The 20,353-nt window shown below is 59.5% G+C and carries 23 protein-coding genes; 1 reads left to right on the forward strand and 22 read right to left on the reverse strand.

Annotated elements, in window-relative coordinates:
- Positions 1-4 precede the first annotated feature (4 nt).
- The 21 genes from CKW19_RS18685 to CKW19_RS28540 all read right to left on the reverse strand — a co-directional run bounded on the left by CKW19_RS18685 (position 5) and on the right by CKW19_RS28540 (position 16,502).
- Positions 5-1,168: a phage tail sheath family protein gene (locus tag CKW19_RS18685; RefSeq protein ID WP_095059219.1), complete on the reverse strand. Its 1,164-nt coding sequence runs from the start codon at positions 1,166-1,168 to the stop codon at positions 5-7.
- 89 nt (positions 1,169-1,257) lie between these two features.
- Positions 1,258-1,701 (reverse strand): tail fiber assembly protein, encoded by a 444-nt coding sequence (locus CKW19_RS18690; RefSeq protein WP_160012838.1) that lies wholly within the window; start codon positions 1,699-1,701, stop codon positions 1,258-1,260.
- Positions 1,701-3,707 (reverse strand): phage tail protein, encoded by a 2,007-nt coding sequence (locus CKW19_RS18695; protein ID WP_095059223.1) that lies wholly within the window; start codon positions 3,705-3,707, stop codon positions 1,701-1,703. Before CKW19_RS18695 ends, CKW19_RS18690 begins: the two co-directional genes overlap by 1 nt.
- A gap of 34 nt (positions 3,708-3,741) precedes the next feature.
- Positions 3,742-4,311 (reverse strand): phage tail protein I, encoded by a 570-nt coding sequence (locus CKW19_RS18700; RefSeq protein WP_095059224.1) that lies wholly within the window; start codon positions 4,309-4,311, stop codon positions 3,742-3,744.
- Positions 4,308-5,195: a baseplate J/gp47 family protein gene (locus CKW19_RS18705; protein WP_095059226.1), complete on the reverse strand. Its 888-nt coding sequence runs from the start codon at positions 5,193-5,195 to the stop codon at positions 4,308-4,310. The genes CKW19_RS18700 and CKW19_RS18705 overlap by 4 nt, the downstream gene beginning before the upstream one ends.
- Positions 5,192-5,518, reverse strand: a complete 327-nt coding sequence (locus CKW19_RS18710) for a GPW/gp25 family protein (RefSeq protein WP_043302559.1) — start codon at positions 5,516-5,518, stop codon at positions 5,192-5,194. The genes CKW19_RS18705 and CKW19_RS18710 overlap by 4 nt, the downstream gene beginning before the upstream one ends.
- A gap of 13 nt (positions 5,519-5,531) precedes the next feature.
- The gene (locus CKW19_RS18715; RefSeq protein ID WP_095059227.1) at positions 5,532-5,753 is read right to left on the reverse strand and encodes a hypothetical protein; all 222 of its coding nucleotides are present in this window, start codon (positions 5,751-5,753) and stop codon (positions 5,532-5,534) included.
- Positions 5,754-5,810: 57 nt separating this feature from the next.
- The gene (locus CKW19_RS18720) at positions 5,811-6,371 is read right to left on the reverse strand and encodes a phage baseplate assembly protein V (protein WP_095059229.1); all 561 of its coding nucleotides are present in this window, start codon (positions 6,369-6,371) and stop codon (positions 5,811-5,813) included.
- The gene (locus CKW19_RS18725; RefSeq protein ID WP_095059230.1) at positions 6,338-6,907 is read right to left on the reverse strand and encodes a hypothetical protein; all 570 of its coding nucleotides are present in this window, start codon (positions 6,905-6,907) and stop codon (positions 6,338-6,340) included. The genes CKW19_RS18720 and CKW19_RS18725 overlap by 34 nt, the downstream gene beginning before the upstream one ends.
- The gene (locus tag CKW19_RS18730; RefSeq protein WP_095059232.1) at positions 6,900-7,532 is read right to left on the reverse strand and encodes a phage tail protein; all 633 of its coding nucleotides are present in this window, start codon (positions 7,530-7,532) and stop codon (positions 6,900-6,902) included. The genes CKW19_RS18725 and CKW19_RS18730 overlap by 8 nt, the downstream gene beginning before the upstream one ends.
- Positions 7,529-7,843, reverse strand: a complete 315-nt coding sequence (locus CKW19_RS18735; protein WP_095059233.1) for a hypothetical protein — start codon at positions 7,841-7,843, stop codon at positions 7,529-7,531. The genes CKW19_RS18730 and CKW19_RS18735 overlap by 4 nt, the downstream gene beginning before the upstream one ends.
- Positions 7,844-7,845: 2 nt before the next feature.
- Positions 7,846-8,841 carry a major capsid protein gene (locus tag CKW19_RS18740; protein ID WP_095059235.1) on the reverse strand — a complete coding sequence of 332 codons (996 nt, stop codon included), beginning with the start codon at positions 8,839-8,841 and terminating at the stop codon, positions 7,846-7,848.
- A gap of 62 nt (positions 8,842-8,903) precedes the next feature.
- Positions 8,904-9,248: a head decoration protein gene (locus CKW19_RS18745; protein WP_095059236.1), complete on the reverse strand. Its 345-nt coding sequence runs from the start codon at positions 9,246-9,248 to the stop codon at positions 8,904-8,906.
- Complete coding sequence (locus tag CKW19_RS18750; RefSeq protein ID WP_095059238.1) at positions 9,245-10,405, reverse strand: head maturation protease, ClpP-related; 1,161 nt, start codon at positions 10,403-10,405, stop codon at positions 9,245-9,247. The genes CKW19_RS18745 and CKW19_RS18750 overlap by 4 nt, the downstream gene beginning before the upstream one ends.
- Complete coding sequence (locus CKW19_RS18755) at positions 10,402-11,886, reverse strand: phage portal protein (RefSeq protein WP_095059239.1); 1,485 nt, start codon at positions 11,884-11,886, stop codon at positions 10,402-10,404. The genes CKW19_RS18750 and CKW19_RS18755 overlap by 4 nt, the downstream gene beginning before the upstream one ends.
- Entirely contained in the window at positions 11,886-12,092 is a 207-nt protein-coding gene (locus CKW19_RS18760; protein WP_095059241.1) for a phage head-tail joining protein, read from the reverse strand. Before CKW19_RS18760 ends, CKW19_RS18755 begins: the two co-directional genes overlap by 1 nt.
- A gap of 53 nt (positions 12,093-12,145) precedes the next feature.
- Positions 12,146-14,152, reverse strand: a complete 2,007-nt coding sequence (locus CKW19_RS18765; protein WP_095059242.1) for a phage terminase large subunit family protein — start codon at positions 14,150-14,152, stop codon at positions 12,146-12,148.
- A 4-nt stretch (positions 14,153-14,156) separates the two neighbouring features.
- A complete protein-coding gene (locus CKW19_RS18770; protein WP_095059244.1) occupies positions 14,157-14,714 on the reverse strand; it encodes a terminase small subunit in 558 nt (185 codons plus the stop codon).
- A 380-nt stretch (positions 14,715-15,094) separates the two neighbouring features.
- A complete protein-coding gene (locus tag CKW19_RS18775) occupies positions 15,095-15,541 on the reverse strand; it encodes a DUF1737 domain-containing protein (RefSeq protein WP_095059246.1) in 447 nt (148 codons plus the stop codon).
- 128 nt (positions 15,542-15,669) lie between these two features.
- Entirely contained in the window at positions 15,670-16,005 is a 336-nt protein-coding gene (locus CKW19_RS18780) for a phage holin, lambda family (RefSeq protein WP_095059248.1), read from the reverse strand.
- Positions 16,006-16,199: 194 nt separating this feature from the next.
- Positions 16,200-16,502, reverse strand: a complete 303-nt coding sequence (locus CKW19_RS28540) for a hypothetical protein (RefSeq protein WP_143500369.1) — start codon at positions 16,500-16,502, stop codon at positions 16,200-16,202.
- A 196-nt stretch (positions 16,503-16,698) separates the two neighbouring features.
- Here CKW19_RS28540 and CKW19_RS18785 point away from each other — a divergent pair, with 196 nt between their 5' ends.
- Complete coding sequence (locus CKW19_RS18785; protein ID WP_095059250.1) at positions 16,699-19,656, forward strand: DNA methyltransferase; 2,958 nt, start codon at positions 16,699-16,701, stop codon at positions 19,654-19,656.
- 305 nt (positions 19,657-19,961) lie between these two features.
- On the opposite strand, the gene CKW19_RS18790 is transcribed toward CKW19_RS18785, so the two are convergent.
- Positions 19,962-20,351, reverse strand: a complete 390-nt coding sequence (locus tag CKW19_RS18790) for an antiterminator Q family protein (RefSeq protein WP_177408832.1) — start codon at positions 20,349-20,351, stop codon at positions 19,962-19,964.
- Between the last annotated feature and the right edge of the window lie 2 nt (positions 20,352-20,353).

Consider the following 20,353-nt stretch of genomic DNA (forward strand, 5'->3'; position numbering starts at 1 on the left):
CTCCTTAGGCAGCGGTGTCCAGCACTTCCTTGATCCACTGATCGGTCACCTCCACGCGGAAGTTCGGGTTTTCGGCCGGCGGTACATCGGTGAATCGAATGTTCCAGTACACCTTGCCGTCGCTGAGTTCGCTGGAGGTGTTCAGCTCTTCGTCGGCATAGACCTCGAAGTTGACGATCGCACCCTGATTTTTCAGGTCACGCATAAACGCCTGCAGGCCTTCGGTCACGTCCTTGACGTAGGTCGCGGTGATCGAGCGGTCCACCGCCCACTTGTGCGCATAGAGGATGGAATCCATGACGATATCCAGCGTGCGCACGCGGGTGACGAACTTCCATTTCGGATCGCTGGACAGCGTGCGGTTGCCCCACAGCCGATAACCGTCGTCACGAATGATCGTGGTGATGTTGGCGTTGTTCAGCAGGTTGGCGCGGCAGGACGGATCGCCGTCGAGAAACTCGATCGGCCGCGTGGTGCCGGTGATGCCGACAAACTCCTTGTTCGATGGCGAAGCCCAGAAACCGTAGGTCGCGTCGGTCCAGGCAAACAGGCCAGCGGTCCAGGCCGAGGCCGGTGCATTGATCGTGGCGCTGGTCGTGGTGTCCCAGAACTGCACGCCGGGGTCGACCATGTAGGCGTGTTTGCTACCGAAGTTTTTGGCGTAGTCCATCGCCGCTTCGTCGGTGGTGTTGGGTCCATCGATGATGGCCATGGCCCGCAGCTTGTCACCCAGCGCCACCAGTTCGGTGGCCACCGCCAGCGTCGCCGAGTACCCCGGAGTCACCAACAACCGCGGCTGGGCGTTGAATTGGCTTTTACCGTTGAGCAATGCCTGCATGCCGGTCCGGGAACCGTCGGCCCAGACGCCGCCGATGATCGCAGACAACTGTTCGGCCGGATCCTCCAGCAACGGCACACCGACGGCGACAATCACCGCCTTGGCCCGTTTGAAAATGGCCTTGCAGTCCTGAGTGATCGCCGCATCCGGGCCCCACGCCGCGACCGCTTCACTTTCGCGGGTGATCAGCAGCAGTTCGTTGGCTGCGGCAGTGGCCGGCGGGCCCACGGTGAAGGTGTTGCACAAACCGATAATCGAGGCGGACGGAGTGGCGATTTTCCGTGCCCCGCTTTCCACCAGGGTCACGGTGACGCCGTGAAAAAAACTCATAAAGTGATACTCCAGAAACGAAAAAGCCCCGCATAAGCGAGGCGTTCGGGATGGTTCGTGTAACGCGTAACGGAAAACAAAACGCCCCGTCAGTGCGGGGCGTCAGGGGTCTGCTGATCCGGTTTGACCGGCCACTCCATCGTCCGTGGCCAACCCGCTTGCTGCGGCACCTCACTGAGCTCGATGCGATAGCGCTTCCAGAGACCCAGCTGCTCGATCTGCTGCGCAGTGGCCAGATCCAGATCGACGGCATCTTGCAGCGGCGCCACCGCCAGACCAGCGTCCTGCATCAGGCGATTGAGTTGGGTGCGGGCGGCAGGGAGCAAGGCGGCATCCGTCGGTGGCTCATAGGGCGCAATCTCGCCAAATTCACCATCAACCGTACGCTGGTAGATTTCCGGGCCGTACTCGGTCGAGTCATCAGGGGTGGCGGTGAATGGCATCTCACCCTGCGTCTCCACCACCAGCAACAGATTAATCGCGGTATGTTCGGCGTTGGCCCATTGCGGGCTCAACACGTTGCTGTAATTCATCAGGCAACCCTCAAGCAAATACATACAGAATTACTGTACTGACCATCGGAATCCCCTAGGCCACCCATCAATATCCAGGTACCGGCCGCAGTACCGTGATTAGAACTCGCCGCCGCATCGGTAAATATCAAGTTTCCGCCAGCGACGACGGCGCCAGGATTTGTAGGGCCACCACCAGAGACTGCAAAGAGGCCATATGTGCCCAGGCCGCCAACAGGCTGAGCAGCGATGGTTGGCATGAGGTTGTTATAGCTTACGTAGTTGTTGGCTAGATGGACGTTTAGGTATCCGCCCCAAACGGGGCCATACACATTGCCATCCCCGGCTAGAAACCCGCCGCCATCCGCGGCTAGATGCCCGGCGTATACATTCCCATGCGAGTAGAGGCCTCCTTGAGAAACAATGTCGCCGACAGTTACTACGTAATCTGAGTTAACGGTGCCGGAAACAAATATCCCGTTAATGAAGTGTGGAGCGCTCAACAGAGCGTAGTTAGCTGGGTTGAAATTGGTGTCGTTCCAGCCGGTGGCCCACGGGCTGAAAACAGGCGTGCCACCTACACCACTTGCGCCCCTTGAGAAAATGGTGCCCGATTGGTAACTGACGAGGATTTGCGCAATCGTGTCGGTCGAACGTATCACCGACATAGAGCCGAACTCCGCGCCAGACGGAATATTCCCTCCGGTATTGACCCGGTAAAACCCGCCAAGAATGACCGTATCCAAGTTGGTGTCGGGGGGCAGGTCAATGCCCGTACCGCCCAGCCCGAAAGCCCCGACCTTCATCAGCGCTTCAGGGGTCGCATCGTCTAGATGGGTTTGCGTATCCGCCATCGCGGCAGTTCCCAGCCCAAGGTCCTCTGTCGTCAACTGGTCGCCTGCCGTCACCACACCTTGGGCATTCACGGTGACGCTGGAATAGGTGCCCGCCGTAACACCGCTGTCGGCCAGAGCCAGTTCGATATCGGCATCGGCAGTGCCATCGAACAAGACACTGCCGCTGCCTGCTCCAGAGATGCTCAGCGTGCGTGCTGTTTCCAGTTGGGTGGCCGCCACGGCGGTGCCGTCCACGGGCAACGCATCGGTGATGCCGTAGCCGTCGAGGGTGGTCGGGTTGGTACCGGCAACCACCCGCCCAAGGGCGTCCACGGTGACACTGCGAAAGGTGCCTACACCTGCCCCGCTGCCGCCTGCGATCAGCTCGAATTGCAAACCAGTGGTGCCTAGGGTGATCGGCGCGTCGGTGACCAGTTGCCAGAGGCTGTCGCCGTTGACGGTGCCCTGCTCCACATGAATAAACAGGCCCGGGGTCACTTCCAGGCTGTTGTCGGCATCGGCCGCCCGGGTCCAGCCTTCGACGCTGACGACATAGAGACCGTTGTCCTCGGCCTCTTCCTGAGCGGTCACCAGCACCCGATCACCGATGACCACGGCGACATCGTCGATGGTCTGCACGTTGCTCAGGGTGATGGGGGCCGTAGCGGCCACCCGCGCCGACTGTTTGTGATCCAGTTTGGCCAGCGCTTCGCTGATCGCGAGATCGACGTATTCACGTGTAGCCAACACCACCGCGGGGTCGATCTTCAACACGATGTTCGCCGAGCTGCTGACGATGAAATTCATCCGCACCACTTGGGTCTTGCCGGTGCCTTGGGCCAACAGCGGCTTGTAGCTCGGCGCGCAGTTGGCCACCGCCACCAGGTCGCCGTCGACGTCGTACAGGCCGATCTCGCGAATCCATTCACCGCCCACTTCCGGCGGAATGATCTGCTCGGTGATCACCGTGTTGGGGTTGGCTGGATCGACGCGGATCTGGTTGAGCGGCGCGCGGCGCCACTCGTTGATCAACTCGGTTTGCAGGCGATCAGGGATCGGGTCGGTGCCATTGGCATCGCCCAAGCCCATCTCGGTAAACATCCAGTCCAAGCCCATGGCAATGGCATTGGCGTGTTTGGCTTCGCCGACTGCGGTGAGAATGGCAAAAAACTGACTGGTCTTATCAATCATAGGGATAAACGTCCAAAGTATCGGTTTCATCGACTCACTGCGCCGGGCCAAACGTGCCGGTCACGTCGATGTCTTGCGGGGCTGGCGGGTAAACGTCGATTTCTTCGCCCTCTTGCACGCACACGGCAATCCCCAGCACGCCCTCGGTTTGCAGACTCAGCGCCAGGTTGGTCATGTGCCGGCTGACCGGGCGGGCATCGTCGATCAACCACGCCAGTTCCTCGTGCAGCTCCTCGGTGATGCCCGAGTCATTCAGCCCCACCTCGAGGGCGAAGGTGCCGGGCACGCCTTCCGGCACGGTGTCGAACCATTCCACGACATCGATCAGGTAGCCCAAGGGCTCGACCACCCGACGCAGCGAACCGATGGTGCCTTTGCGCGCATGCACGTCGTACGCCGAACGGATCGCCGTGCGCTTGGCTTCCTGGGTCCAGTTGTTGTTCCAGCGGTCCACCGACCAGGACCAGGCCAGATATGGCATCAAGTGCTCAGGACAGGTGTCGGCGTTGTACAAGCTGCGCAGCGGAATCAGCGTGTTTTCGTAGTTGGCCGCTTCCATGGCCAGTTCCAGCGGTGTGCTGTTAAGCGGCAACTGAGTACTCATGTCAGACTGGCTCCCAGGACCACGCTGTAACCGGTGCAATATGCCGCCTCGGCCTTGCTCGGTTGGATGTCGTTCCAGTCCAGCAGCTCAACCCGGGCGATGCCGGGAATGTGCAGTTGCGCATCGACGCCCGAACGCGCCACTTCCAGACCCAGACGCCGTCGCGGGTTGATCCATTCGCTCAGGCGTTTCTGGCTTTCGGCCAGGTAGGCTTCGTTCTCCGGGCCCGGCGCCTGCGGGTACAACACCGCTTCAATGTGGTAATCGATGACCACGGCGCTTTGCACTGTGAGGCGATCGGCCACCGGCCGCACGTCTTCATCATTCAGATGCAGGCGGACCTCCTCCAGCAGCTCGGGCGAAGCCGCGCCGCTGCCTTCCAGGCTGAGCACGGTGCACACCACCACGGCCGGTGACGGACTTTCCGCCGTAGCATCGGCCACCAGACCCGAGGCGTTGCGCGCATGCAGGATGTAGCTGTTACGCGGCCCCGCCGTGGTCAGTCCCTCATACGACATCTGCACCCGCTCGCGCAGGGCATCGTCCTCCTCGAGCACCTGCGGCGTTGGCGGTACCGTGCTCGGATCTCCAGCCTGAATCACCAGACGTTGCAGGTTGACGTTCGCGGCCAGGTGATCGAGGTCGGCACGCACAGAATGGGCTAACAGCAAGGCCTTGCCCGCGTCATTGACCCGCGCCCGGTTCTGCACGGCACCGTATGCGGCCTGCTCGACGAGTTTGAGCACCGGGTCACTTTCCAGTTCCGCACTCCAGTTGTCGCCCATGCTCAGGCGGAAGGCTTCCAGTTTCTCTTGGTAAACCTCCTCAAAGTCGAGGTCCTCGAGGACTTGCGGTGGCGGCAGTGCCGCCAGTTCCATGGTCATGCGGACACCTCCAAAGTCACGTCGCTGCCCAGGTACTGCCCGGTCAGCTCAAAGGTGATACGCCCGTCGAGGATCGCCACGGCGCGCACCCGCCCCAGCTTCAGACGGGGTTCCCAACGCCCGAGGGTGCTCGCCACTTCCGCCTGCACGGCACTTTTCCAGCCGTCGTTGACCGGCAGGTCGACAAAGCGCCGCAGCTTGCTGCCGTACTCCGGGCGCATGCGCCGGCTGCCCAGCGGGGTGGAGAGAATGTCCTCGATGGACTGGCGCAGGTGATCGAGGCCGGAAATAAGCTGCCCGGTGCGGCGGTCCAGTCCGATCATCCCGATCATTGGATCAACCCTCGACCGCGACAAAATCCTTACGACCGCGCAAATACTCGAGCGCGACCGTGTCATCCGACGCCACCGCGACCTGCCCTTTTTCCACTTTCAAGGTGCGCCCCGCCTCCAGCAGGACCAGCACCCGCGAGGTAAACAGCGTGTCGCGAAAGACGCTCAGCGTGGTCGGCGCGGGTGCCTCACTGGCCGCTGATACGCCCTTAGTTTTACTCGTCATGCTTTTTCTCCAGACATGAAAAAGCCCGCGCGCGGCGGGCTGAAAGTGAATGTTCACTCAGTGCGAGTGGTTGCTGCTGTTGCCGCCGGCATCCATGATCGTCCCGGCGCCGCTGATGTCACCGGACACGCTCAGCGTGCCGTCGATGCTCACCTCACCCGCCAGGATGATCTGGCTGGCCGTCACCCGGATCCGATCCGGTGTCACCTCGAACAGCGAGCCGCCGACCGTGATCGTCGCTTGGGTGCCGCTGGGCAGATCGATGCTGTAACTGCCGGCCTGCCAGTCGTAGACCAGCGAGCCGCCATCGTCGAAGCACCAGGCTTCGACATGATCGCGGTTGTCCGGCGGCGCCCCGGCGTTGCCATACAACCCCGGGATAAAGGTGCCCGTGGCCGGGTTGCCACTGGGGCTGAACAACACGCCCTGCTCCCCCGGACTCGGCGCCCGCCAGTGACGTGCTTTGCCGGCAGCCAAGCTATGCCAGCGCACCCAGGCACTGACCCAGGCCCCGGCCTTGACCCGCACCCGGGCGGCCAGAAGATCGACGCCGACCACCACGCAGGGCATCAGCATCGCGGCAATCATCCGGTCGTGTTCAGCGCTGGCGTATCCCATGCCAGATCCTCCGGTTGAAAGTAGTGATCTTCATTGCCGGTACCGGTGCAGCCGTCGACGTTCAGGTACAGCGTGCCGGGCGGTTCGTTGGGCCACAGCCACTCGACTTCCCCGAGGTAGATCTGCTGGGTCCACTCCACCGTCCACACGGTGTAACCATCCAGCTCCGGCTTGGTCCAGTCCTGACGCGAGGCCACGAACTGCGCCTGTTCGACGTTATCCAATCCCCAGGTCTGCGCCCTGAGCAGGATCGCGATCTGTGTAGCCAGCTGCGCGCCCAGCTGCTGATGCCGCGCCAGTTCGGGCCCGACGATGGCCCGCACTTCAAAACGCAGCACCAGCACCGTTTCGCCGGTGCCAATGTCTGTCCCGGGTTCAAATTCCACCGGTTCCAGAAACACGGCGGGCAGCGGCAGTCCGACCCTGCCATCAATTTCAGGACAGGTCGCCACAAAATTCAGCTGCGGCAACGCCTGTCGAATGTGCTCTTCGATCGCCGCGTACAGGACATCGAGCGTCAGTGATTGATCAGACACGAGTCGTTCCTTTCAGGTATTTGTGCAGTTCAAAGTTCAGTTCCTGCTTGAGCACGACCAGCAGACGCTCGTCGGCTTTTTGCGCCCAGGCATTGAACGGCCCCTCGACGTCTTCGAGCGAGACCTTGGCCTTGGCCAGTGGAAAGCGATCATCGTTTTCCGCGATCCAGCCCGAACTCGTGCCTCCAGCTGCGGACGCGCCGCCGGGATAGTCATCCGGATTGAAATGTTTGCTGGCTGTACGGATCCAGATGTCCGCCTTGTTGCCATACACTTTTTTGTAGAAGGCGCCTTGATACCGCCGCCCCGCCACCGAGACACCGGCCTTGCCCTGCCTGGGCTTCCCTACCCGGCTGGCTTCCATCGCGTTGACACCGAACCAGAGCTTTCCTGAGTCGGCGTTGCCTTTGATCGGATAGCTGCGCAGACGCTGACGCACCGCCCGCAATGCGATGCGCTCCTGCCGGCTGGCATCCCTGGCAATACGCGTGGCCAGCCAGCCCAAGGTCTTGTTGATCGCTCGGCGCTGAGCGGCGGCAACCGCCTTGGGCACCACCTTGGCCAAGTCGTTAAACGCCTGCATGTCCTTGGCCGAGAGCTGCAAGGTGATTGGTACGGCGCTCATGGATTTAACCTCAGGATCAACGCCACCATGCCATCACCACCCGGTTCAATGCCGATCAAGGTGTATTCGCCCCCGCCATCCAAGGCGGGCAGCTCGATCTGCACCGTTTGCGCTTTTTCAACGCCTGCCGCATCAGCCACACGGACCTCGAAGCAAGGTTCACGCAGCCCCGTTTTCGTCCGTCCAATTTTTGGCTGCAACCAGGGCGCCGCGAACATGCCCAGCACCCGCCGACCTTCGATGTAGCCGACGTCGGCCAAAGTGTCGAACACCACGCTGTCGATCTGCGCGACCAGGTCTCGAAAGGCCATGCTCAGAGCGTCAGCAGGATCTGCGCCCGTGGCCGCGTGCACAGGTGCAACGGGTTGGACTGGGCTTCGCCAGACATGCCCTTATTGAACGGCATTGGCTCCAGCTTGCTGTAATACGGCAGGCCTTGGGTGTTGGCCGTCTCCATGTAGTCCGCCGGGGCAAAGCAGGAGATGTACAGATCCGGTACGCCTTCCGGAATCAGCAAGGCTTGATCGTCATGGATAAAGGCCACCCCGGCGATGCGCCCGCGATAACGTTCCCAGACAATGCCGCCCAGCTCGAAGCTTTCCCGTGCATCGCCACGCAACTCGGCTGCCTGGATCGTATTGAGGAAGGTTTCTTCAACCGACTTGTGCGTGATCAGTTTGTCCCAGAAGGTCTTGCCACAGAAGGCCCGCGAACCCGAGCTGGTGACGTTGCCCAATTCATCCTCCTGCATGTCCAGCGCTTCGGCGCACTTGACCCGGACTTTTGTGGCTGGGTCGTTCAGGCCCATGGACAGGACTTGTTGCTCCACACCAAACGCCTGATAGATGTTCAGCAGGACCGTGAAACCATCCGCATCCAATACCAGGCCGTTGAGTGCGCCCATGCGTTGGAATTCATGGGTGGCATCGAGCTGACGCTTGGCTTTGCCCAGGCGTGCATTGACCACGCCCTGTACGGCCTGCAGCTCGGTCGCCGTACCAAAGGCACGAATGCCCTGAATTTCATCGGCCTTGATGGTGAAACGCTGCGGCAGGTGCACGGTGTTGAACGGAATCATCTGACGCTTGCTCGCGCCGACGACCAGACCCGAGGTGCCACGTTCACCCGCCGGCACCAGGGCCAGGGTGTTGCCGTCCTTTTCGATCTGCACGGTCAGGGTGGTGATGCCCTCTTCGCGAAACAGGCCCAGGCTGCTGATGCGGCCCGGCAGGTATTCCTGCTCATTGATCGCCGCCGTCAGCGAGGACACAGAAAAAACATCGTCGGTAAAAATGCCAATATCGGCCATGAAAGGACTCTCCAGAAAAACAAAACCCCGCACAGGGCGGGGTTGGGAAAAGGGGGACTGACTTAGCGAACAATCACAAATTGAGCCGCCAAGGCAGCCTCGGCACCAGCATCGAGCCCGGTCAAATGCACCTCGCTGACCTCGGCCAGCCGCACCACCGCGCTGGCCCGACGTTCCTCGGTCGACTCGCCCAGCGGCCCGTACAAGATGCACGCCGCCACTTCCGTACCATCGATGGCGACGGGATCGTAGGGTGCAAACTCATTGGTCGCGGTGACCAGCCCCAGCACCTGGCCGGCATTCAAGGCAGCACCCGCGGCCACCAGAATGGATTCACGAGAGATCTTCCCGGCCCCTTCGGAGAGCAGAAACTCGCCAGCGTGCAGCGTTTCGTACTTTACGGTCATGCTCGTGCTCCTTTTGCAGATTTGGATGACCCACCGTGGGCCGACTGACGGGCCGCCCAGATCGAGGGGGCATCTGGTTGTTTCGCCTGCACCTTCGGTGCGGGGTCATGATTGAGGGGCAAGCTGTTGTCGATTTCAAAGCCGTTGCCGCTGCTGACAATCTTGTCGAACAGCCGCGCCCGCACGGCGGGTTCGTCCAGCCCCGCCGCGACAAATTCGGCGCTGAACTCAGGCAACCGTGCCGCGACGCACAGGTCATGCACCACCTTGGCCCGGGTCAGACCCGCCTGGACGATCTCTTCGCTTTCAAGCTTGGTCGAGCTGAGCAGCGGCGCGACCAGGTTGCTGATCCCCGACTCGGCACAACGCTGAGTGATCAACAACGCCAACTTGGCCGAGTCGACCACGGGAGCAGGAGCAGGAGCGGGTGGATCGTGTGGCTCCGGCTCCGGAGTCGGCTCGAGCGCCTCATCAAGTTGGGCCAGCAGTTCGGCCGGTGCGTGCTGGTAACGCTGGAGCACCGCGCCCTGTCCGAGGCAGGCCTTGACCGTGACGCCCTCGCCGACCTCATCGGCCAAGCCCAGGGCCACGGCTTCATTGGCGGTGAGCCAGGTTTCTTCATCGACCATGCGCCGCAGCTCGGCTTCATCAATGTTCGGCGCCTTGGACTTGTAGGCCGCGATAATCGCTTCCAGTGTCTGGTCCAGGGCGTCGGCCACCTTGCGCAAGTCGTCCGCGTCACCCGAGGCATAGGTCCAGGGGTTGTGGATCATGTACATGGCATTGGACGCGATCACCACCTTGTGGGCACCACACACCGCCACGCTGGCCGCACTGGCGGCCAAGGCATCGATACGCCCGGTGCAACGCTCGCCCAAACGCGACAACGCGTTGTGAATGGCCAGGCCGTCAAACAGGTCACCGCCGATGCTGTTGAACGCGACGATCACCGGAGATACGCCGTCATCCACGGCGCGCAGGTCTTGCACGAACTGGTTGGCCGTGACACCCCAGTAACCGATCTCGCCATACACGAACACTTCGATGGTGCGCTGTTCAGCGTCACCGCTGGCCTGCACCGTGTACCAGCTTTTGTCCTGTACCGGCACCCGCTGGCCAGCCTTGTTGTAAATGTGCGGACGCGTGTGTTTGCTCATGTTTGATCCTTGTCGTCGAGCGCCTGAAGGAGGTCGACGAGCGTGCTGTAGTTGAGGCCCTTGCCGCGAGCCCGTTCGGCATCGGCGGCGTTTTCTTCGTCCACCGTTTCCGCGTCATACCCGGTGCGCAGGACCATCTCGCTGCGCGAGGCGAAGCCTGCGTTGACTTCCATCGTGCGTGACTGAACATCCTGAACCGGATGGATATAGGCCCAGCCTTGCGGCACCCAGCGCGTACGCAGGTATTCACGGCGGCGCTGGGCGTAGTCCGGCAACAACACGGCGCCACTGAGCACCGCCATGTCCATCCAGGCCGCTCGCACCGGGCGACACAGCTGGTGCACATACACCCCAAATTGCAGTTGCTCCAGACGACGCCGAAACTCGGTAAGCACCACCCGTAGCGCCCGGTCATTCACGTCACGCATGTCGCCGGTGAGAATCTCGTACGGCATCCCCGCACCGGCGGCCGCGGCCATTAATTGCTGACGCATGAAATCCGAATAGTTGTTGCCCGCGTCCGGCGGCGTGGAAAACTCGACCTCCTCCCCGGGCAACAACTCCTGCATGGTCCCGGGCTCCAACGCGACCATGGGCGTGAAGCCGTCCGAGGCCAGGTTCAGCGGCGCGCCGGTGACGGGATCGATCGGGGTTTGAATGTCATCCGGTGACGGCTTTTTGATGAAGCCGGCGAACAGGTTGGCCACCTCCTGGCGGAACAACACCGCATCGTCGTAGTTGTCCAGGCTGCGCAGGCGTTTTAGGACCGGCGACAACCGCGGCAAGCCACGCAACTGACCCGGCTCGACCGGTTCAAAAATGTGCAGCACCTGGCTGGCCGGCACGCGCACCAGTTGGTTGTAACCACTGTTCAATGACGAGGCGTCGCCGGGATGCGAGCGATACATCCAGTACGCTACTCGGCGACTGTCCGGACTGAACTCAATGCCAGCACGGATCACATTGCCGTTGCGTGTGGCCTCGAACTTGTCGTGCGGCACAAATTCCGGGGCCAGCACCTGAAGCTGCAACGGCACCACCAAGCCTTCGTCGAGGCTTCGTGGGCGCAAGCGGACGAAACATTCGCCAGCCGTTTCCACCGTCCGGGCGATCAGCGCCTGCTGCCCATAGAAGTCGGTCAAGCCATCGGCGTCGGACTCTTCGGCCCAATCGGCCCAGAGTTCCTGCAGCAGGTGCCGGAGTTCATCGTCCTGGGTTTTCGGCCGTGGCGTGATGCCGGTACCGATCAGGTTGCTGACCCGTTTGTCGATGACGTTGAAGGCGTACGGGTCGTTGCGCACCGCCGCCCGGGAACGTGAGCGCAGGTTGCGCAATGCCGGAATGGCAATGCTGTTGAAGCCGGCGTCGGGTGCATCCCAACTGGCGGAGCGACGCCCTTCGGCGGCCCCTTCGTAACTGGCCTTGATGTTCGACGGGAGCAGGAAACCGCTGCGACCCAAGGTGGGAAACTGACGAGCCATTAGAGTCCCTTGCCTCCATGGTAAAGCCGCACGACACGCGACCGAGGCCCCGCCGCCGCGATCAGCGAGCTGCGAATTTCGTCGCGCGCCCTGAGCAGTTCGTCGATGTCACGGTACTCAACGTTTCGATCCGCGTAGCGCACGATTTTCTCGCCGCGTGCGATTGCCGTCTCGACCGCATCGAGTTGCTGTTGGGTAAAGGCCATGGGGATCGCTCTAAAAGAGAAAAACTACGTAAGGTAAAACTGCGTGCTTCCACTCAGCGCCGCTTGAGGTAGCCGCTGCTGGAGCTTCGACGTTGTGGGGGGCGTGCTACGGGCAGCGGTGCCACTGCCGGCTTGGCCGGTTGCGGTACGGAATCAGCAGGTGGCTGCCGGGGTGTTACCGGAGCGCTGACACGTTCGACCGTGACGGGTTTCTCGCCCGGTGGCGCCGCTTGAAACAGCGCGTTTTTCACCCGCTCCCAGTCGTGTTCCTTGTAGCGGTTCAGCCCTAGGTAATGCGCCATCGCCAGGCTGTACACCATCAGATCGAGGGCTTCGTTGCGCTCCGCTTTGCCCTTGACCCATTCAATTTTTTTGTAGCCTTTGACGTAGCGGGTCACCTTGCGCTCCGCGACACACTGGGCAAAAAAATCGTCCGGCAGGTCGTTGGCAAAGTGCAATGCACCGGGGCCGTCTTCCACCGGATAGCGGTTGTAAATCCAGTCCTTGGCGGTGTCGGTACCGATGAGCCATAGCTCTACGCCTTTGCGCTCGGTCTGGCCTTTCCAGGTGACATCCATCATCGATGGCCGCTGCGCAATTACCGGTCGACCCGGCTTGCTCGCACCCTTGACCGCGAAGATGTTGCGCCAGCGGCGCAGCCGGCAGAACTGATACACCTCGTCGGTGTGGTTGCCGCCGGAGTCAATGCCAGCGGCGCGGATCGTCAGCTGCGCACCACATGGATGCGGGTAACGCACCTTGAGTTTGTCGTCGAGCACCGACCAGGTACGCTCATCGGAGGGATCACCCCAGATCACCTGGTAGTCGATGATCCAGCGCTCCATGCCGGCGCCCCACCCCACCACCATAAACTCCAGACGGTTGGCTTGAACGTCGACCGAGGCGGTGAGCATCAGCACGGCAAACGGCATCGAACCCAGCCCATAGGTTTCAAGGCGGGCCCGAGCCATCAGCACATCGGCTTTGGTTTGCTCTTGGGCGCTGTCCCAGACCTTGGCCAGACGGGTGTTATAGAACACCTGCATAGGCTCCAGATCACCGCGGGACATGGCAATCTTGGCCTTTTCGAACTGTTTGGCCAGCGCGGCCCAACCGGTCCAGCCGGGCGGCGAGTACAACGCATTGAGGTTGAAGCCGACGGTTTCGCCATCGCCCTGGGCATGGGCGCGCCACTCGCCCTTGGCCAACATCTCGCCCTTGTGATGCTCTTCGATCAACACATCACAGTCAGACCCGGCGCACTGGTAGTGCGCCAGCTGGCAATCCGCCGAGTAATGCAGGCGCTCCCATTCGAGGACCTGCATGTGCCCACAGGTCGGACATGGCACGTAGTAAAAACGCTGGTCGCTGGTTTCGAACAGATCGGCAATGCGCGAGGCGCCCCGGATCGTCGGCGAACTGGAAAAGTAGAACTTGGCGTTACGGCCAAAGGTACTGCCCCGGGTTTCAGCCAGTTCAATGGGGTCGCCCTCATCACCCACATCCACCACCCAGCGATCCACTTCATCACCATAGATGTAGCGAGCCGACAGCTCGGACAGGTTGGCCGCTGAGCCGGCGGTGGTGATGTACAACGAACCACCTTCGAACTCCTTGGTGTCCATGGTGTTGCGCGCATCGCGTGCACGGTTCGCCGCCACCCGCTCGCGCAACACCGGGGTGGCTTTGATGGTCTTGCCGATGCGCGACGAGACCCGCTTGGCCAACCCCAGGCTGGGCAATAGCGTGAGAATGTTCGACGGCGCCATGTGGATCAGGCCGCCGATCCAGTTCAAGGCAATCTGGGTTTTCATCAACTGCGAGGCCACCATGGTGACCACGCGCTTGCACGGATGCGCCGGTGACAAACAGCGCATCGGTTCGCGGGCATACGGGGTCCGCGCCGTACGGTACTGGCCGGGTTCGGCGGCGCCGGCATCGCGTGGGATACGCATGTACTCGTCGGCCCACTGATCGATCCAGAGATCTGGGTCCGGTTGTAGCCCGCGGAAATGCGCCTCACGGTACACCGCTGCACCATTTGGGATCTCTGAGGGCATAAATTTAACTCGGGGTGACGGCGTGCTCTAGATCCGCCTTTGACACTCGTTCGGCGTCTTCCAGCGCTTGTCGAATGGCTGCAGTCAAAAGCCTCTCGATTTGCCAGGGGTCGGTCATCCCTGCCATTTCCGGGGCCAGGCGCGGAGGCAATCCCAGCAACTGATCACGCACTAGGCGGCCAGCGTTATAGGCTGCATTCTCCACTGCCTTTCGCTCAACGAGTGTGCCCTGCTGGGTATGAAAGTTGGCCTGCTCTTGCAAGGCCAAATAGTGTTCCCGCATAGCGCGGGCCTTCTGAAAATCCGGCGTCAGTCCCAGCTGATCAGCTTCGATTTCTTCGCCTTCGCTGGGGGCATCGCGCTGAAGTCGCTGCTGCTCGTGTCGAGCAGCGACGCCGGCTTTACTCGGATCGCTGGTCATCGTCAGGAGCTGATCGCTAGCATTCACGTCAATCAACCCGGCGCCGTTCACAACCAGCCTTTCATTTTGGACCAATTTACTGATGTGCTGCCTCGACCAGCCCTTCAGTTCGCCGTATTCCTTGCGAGTTAAAAAAGCCATACGCCTTCACCTGTTTATTTGCGGGTAACGCGTAACCTTGTCAACTTACTTGACAGGCTTCCCAAGCGTTTATCCGGGAGTTTCATTCTGAACACCTGAATAGAGCAGATAGGCGTTACGACCAATCGTAGCGGGCCTGTGCTGAGAAATGATGAGGGGAAAAGTACAAACTTTGACGGCTCGAAATCAGGGATTTGCTGTCAACCTGTCAACCTGTGTCAACTAACTTTCAGACCCTGCCGCTAACGCGTTTGCGCGAGTCTTATGCCCCGTGTTCCTTGGAAGTTGCCAGGGTCCCCGGTGCATTTGGAAACCTCGAATCCCACCCTGGTTGAAGGCCGCGTTTGAAACGGAGGCAGTCGCAATAGTTTGTTTGAAGATCATGCGGGTAACGCTGCAATCTGCCGGGCAACCTCGTCATGGATCAGTTTCGCCGACCAACTATGCGCGACGAGATCGGTACCCGCTTCCAGCATCGCGGCATCACCCAAGATGGGAATGGCAGGCTGGTCGCTCAGATCGTTGTAACTGCCCGAGAAGTCCGAAGTCCCACCGCCTATCGCGGTACGCGCAGCGGCGGCGTCGACACTCACCAGCACCGCCTTACCAACATCCGAGGCGTCCGTGATGCTCTCCGAGGTGATATCGCCTGGCGTGCCACCGACATTGCTCGATCCCTTCACCACCGCCTGAAGCACTTGAAAGCCTTCAGTGATGGACACAGGACTGCCGTAAGGCTGCCAACCATCGGCAATGGCCTGTGTCAGCTTGGCCGTCAGCTCCTCTGGAGTGTTGGCGACGACTGTTTCGTATTGAGTGTAGGCCATTCTCTAAACCTCACGAATGAATGATTGAGCGGTGGGTGGCTGACATGCAGGCGACTCGCCGCAGTGGATGTAACCCGTTGCGGCATAGGTCAGCAGGAGCATAAGAGGTAGCAACCAAGGGCGATGCTTCAAGGCGACGAATCCGATTTGGGAAACTGGAAATCAGCGAACCGGTCAGCCAGAGCGGCAATCTTCTTCACGCCAAGGAAGCCGATGAACACACCCGCCGCTGTGGCGAAGTTCTGCGGTAAGCCGAAGTACTCGAGCAACGGGATCAAACCGATGGTAATCAGCGTGCAAAGCGACGCTTCAAGCAGCGCCTGCCGTCGTGTGCCGCCGCCATAAATGATCCGCAAAGCACCGACCACGAATGACAATGCTCCGGCGTAGATCGTCGGCGCATGCTGTCCCAGCCACGCGAGAACGAGCAGCCAGGTATCTGGTTTATCGGGCATGTTGGTCATCCGGATTTTCTCCCTTTCGGGGAGCGCAATAGATTGGTTCCAGCAACACTTCCCAGCTCGAAGCGAAGGGCGTGGCGGAACCAAAAACGAAAAAGCCCTGCTCGATGGCAGGGCTCAAAAATGGGCACAAAAAACCCGACTCAATGGCCGGGTTCTTGAAAGGCGTCTCGCTGCGTTGACAGCAACACACGCTGCTATAAAAGCAGGTCTATTCCGCGCGGAAAAGTATTTTCCGCAGTCAATACGAAATTGCCCCTAGCCAGTTGATGCATGAAGTGGGCAAGTTGCTCGCGCGACAGGCGGCAATCGGCCAAAATCTGCCGGTCGTAAACGGCAGAAAACGGCCCAGGCTGTGTGAAAACGCGGGCACCGCTTTGAAGTGCGCGTTGATACGTAAAATCTGTCAGGTTGTTCGCAGAAACCGGCTGTAGAAATTGAATAGAAGCGAAAATTTCGCTCTCGTTTCGAGCCGTCGCAGCTCTCAAAAACGTTTTCACACAGCCTGGACCAGAAGCGGACAGTTACTGCATACCAGAACCTGGGGCAGTTATGAATCTAACTATCTCTCTTTTGGATGCAGACTATCGCATCCGCCCATGTGAAAAATTACAGTTTTTAGCTTCTGGGAATGGTTCAATCCCTGCGTGATTTACTGTTAGCCCCCATCCTTCTGCACGGCTCATAAGAAAACCCATGACACCAACCCAATTCATCTCAATCTGGAAATCCAACAAACTCACTGAGCGTGCCGGGGCGCAGTCACACTTTGATGATTTGTGCGAGTTACTCGGCGTCGATAAGCCGCGTGATCCCAACAATTACTGCTTCGAACGTGGCGCCAAGAAATCCGGAGGCGGCGATGGCTGGGCCGATGTCTGGAAGCGTGGTCATTTCGCGTGGGAGAACAAGAAGCCTGGACGTGACCTTGACAAGGCCCTAAAGCAACTAACTGACTATTCCCTGCAACTCGAAAGCCCGCCGCTCCTGGTGGTTTGCGACCGTGAGCGCCTCATTATCCACACTGCCTTCACTGGCTACCCTGATGAACCCCGCGAAATTCGTATTGAAGAATTGGTGGATGACAGCAAGCGGCAAATGCTCAAGTGGGTGTTTACAGACCCGTTAAAGCTGCGGCCCGAAAAATCTACCGCAGCAGTCACCGAAGAGGCTGCCCGTCGCTTTGCTGACTTGGCCGAGGCTATGCGCCAGCGTGGGCAAGACAGTAATCAAGTGGCGCACTTCCTCGTGCAATGTCTGTTTTGCATGTTCGCCGAAGACGAAGGTCTGTTGCCTGAAAGGATTTTCACGGGCCTGCTTACGAGCGCCAAAAGCGACGTAGCGAAGGCCGCCAACCGTATTGCCGCGCTGTTCATGGCTATGCAGGAACCCAAAGGCGTTTACGGCAACGATGACATCGAATGGTTCAACGGCGGATTATTCCGCCACATTGCCATCCCCACGCTAACGGCCAGCGATCTTGAAACGCTGCGTGCTGCCTCTGCAGATATGGACTGGCGAGCAATTGACCCTACCATTTTTGGCACGCTGTTCGAACGCGGGCTTGGAAAAATGCGCGCTGCGCTTGGCGCGCATTACACGGACACCAACACTATTGCCAAGCTCGTCGATCCGCTGGTACGCGACCCGCTTTTGGTCGAATGGCAAGCGACGCGCGAAAAAATCGTCACGCAAATGGCCAAGGCCGGTGCGTTCGACGAGGCGAAAGCCGCCGCCGTGAATGTAAAAACTACGGTGCAAGCGAAGAAAGAAATGGAGCGCAAGCTTACCGCTGCAAAGACCGCCAGCACCAAAGCATTGAACGAGGCACGCAACCTCTATACCAATTTTCTTCTGCGTCTTAATAAATTTCGTGTACTCGACCCGGCCTGTGGCAGTGGCAATTTTTTGTATCTGGCACTTAAAGCGCTGCGCGATGTAGAAAAGTGCGCACAAATTGAAGCGCAGGAGCTGGGCCTGCACGCTGAGACGGAATTGCAGACTGGCCCACACAACATCCTGGGCTTGGAAATCAATGGGTTTGCTGCGGAGCTGGCTCGGGTCACTGTGTGGATTGGCGACATCCAGTGGTGCAGGCAGAACGGCTGGCGGCATGCAAGCAACCCGATTCTAAAGCCACTGGATGGCGTCGAACATCGTGATGCATTGATGAACACCGATGGCAGCCAAGCCCAATGGCCTAGCGCGGATGTAATCGTCGGCAATCCACCGTTTATAGGCAACAAGAAGATGCGCGGTGAGTTGGGAGATGCCTATGTGGACGCGGTGCGCCTCGCCTATCGAGACAACAACATTGACGGTGCAGACTTTGTTTGCTTCTGGTTCGAGAAAGCACGGCTGCAGATGGAAGCGGGCAAGTTGCAATCAGCAGGCTTGGTTTCGACCAACTCCATTCGCGGCGGTGCGAACCGCGAGGTGCTTAGTCGAATTTTGGAGAAGTCGCCGATTTTTCTTGCTTGGAGCGATGAAGAATGGTGGGACAACGGCGCTGCCGTGCGCGTGTCGATGACGGGTTTCGGACAAAGCACCATCAAACCGAAGCTTGATGGACTTGACGTTGCGGTTATTCATGCCGACCTGAATTCAGACATTGATGTGACGAACGCATCAATAATGCGAGAAAACTTGAACAAGTCATTTCAGGGTGTCACGCCGCGCGCTGAAGTTCAGAAGAAGCGCCGCCTTGAGCTTGGACTTCCGAGCGCCACGTTCAACCTCAGCGGGGACGAGGCTAGGAAAATTCTGCGAGAACCAGCCAACGCCAAGGGGGAGCCGATGTCCGCTGTAGTGCGCCCATATTGGATTGCAGACGAAATCACGACGAGGCCACTTGATCGTTTCATCGTCAACTTCATTGTCCGCGAAAAAAAGGACGCCTCCCTTTTCGAGTTACCGTTTGGGGCCTTGGAAAACGTGCGACTGAACCGTGCGCAAATGAAAGACGCCCAAGGCTACCCATGGTGGCAGCTTTGGCGGCCTCGCCCGGCCATGGTCACCGCACTTAATGGACTAACTCGCTACATCTCCATTACGCGAGTATCAAAGCACCATCTTTGCGCATGGACACCTCCTGCCGTTACCCCGGGCGATGCACTGGTAGTTATCGCCCGGGACGACGACACCACCATGGGAATACTTCAATCTCGTATTCACGAAGTTTGGGCGCTCAGGCGTGGCACGAGCTTGGGAGTCGGAAATGACCCACGCTACACTCACACAACTTGCTTTGAAACTTTCCCCTTTCCCGATGGTTTGACACCTAATATCCCTGCGGTGAAATACGAAGACAACGAAAAAGCGAAGGCCATCGCCATTGCTGCAAGCGAACTCATGACGTTGCGTGATCACTACCTCAATCCACCGGACTGGACGGACTGGCTCATTACCACTGAAGAGGATGCTGCCGGCTTTCCGAAACGCCCAGTCCCTAAGTCAGGCCATGAATTGGACCTGAAAAAACGTACGCTAACTAACCTTTATAATAAACGCCCGCAATGGCTCGCACTCACACACGATTCCCTGGATAAAGCTGTCGCAATTGCCTACGGCTGGAATGACTATAGTCCTGAGTGGACGGATGAACTCATCCTGCGCCGTCTTCTGGCGCTGAACCTGCAGCGCAGCAAAAACTAGCTTTGGGTCTGCTTTGAGTCGTTTTCTGCCTCTCTTGATGGGCAGAAAACGGTCCAAAACGCTTGCGCTGTTTTGAAGTCTGCGTTGCTACGTAAAATCTGCCAGCGTTTGGTTAATCAGCAGACCGGAAATTTGCGTAGGAGCGCGATTTTCGTTCCCGTCCTGACTGTAAAACCTGCTCCATAATGTTTTCACACAGCCTGGGTCGATAGCAGCCCTACATGATGGGCTGCTTTGGGGCATTTTTTCTGGCGATGTGTCGAAGCTTCGACGTCAAATTCATTGCAAACAGGCGGTCGGTTCGACTAAGCAGCTTGCCGCATATCATCGACAGCACAATCAATCCACGCCACACCTGCTCTTGCCAGCTCCCGTGTTTTCCCTTCGCTTATGCCGTAGTACTTGCCAACCCGAACCATGGCCCATTTGGCACCGTAGTACAGCCAAATAATTTCGCCCATCTGTTGATCACGGTGTGCGAGTCTGGCTACAGCATTGTCGATGGCCATTGCCCAGTCGTCGGTGATGCAATAATTTTTACTCGGCGACACTTGCGGCATCGCCTGGCGCATCAGCGCAAATGTGGGTGAGGTGTAATTGGGTATCCCTGCCCCGTCCGACCGCCACCATCCCCACTGCTCCAACAAGTACTCGGTATCTCCCAACGGTCGGCCTGCCGGCTTACGAATCATCATAC

This window comes from Pseudomonas sp. Irchel s3f7 (assembly GCF_900187615.1).
GTDB lineage: Bacteria > Pseudomonadota > Gammaproteobacteria > Pseudomonadales > Pseudomonadaceae > Aquipseudomonas.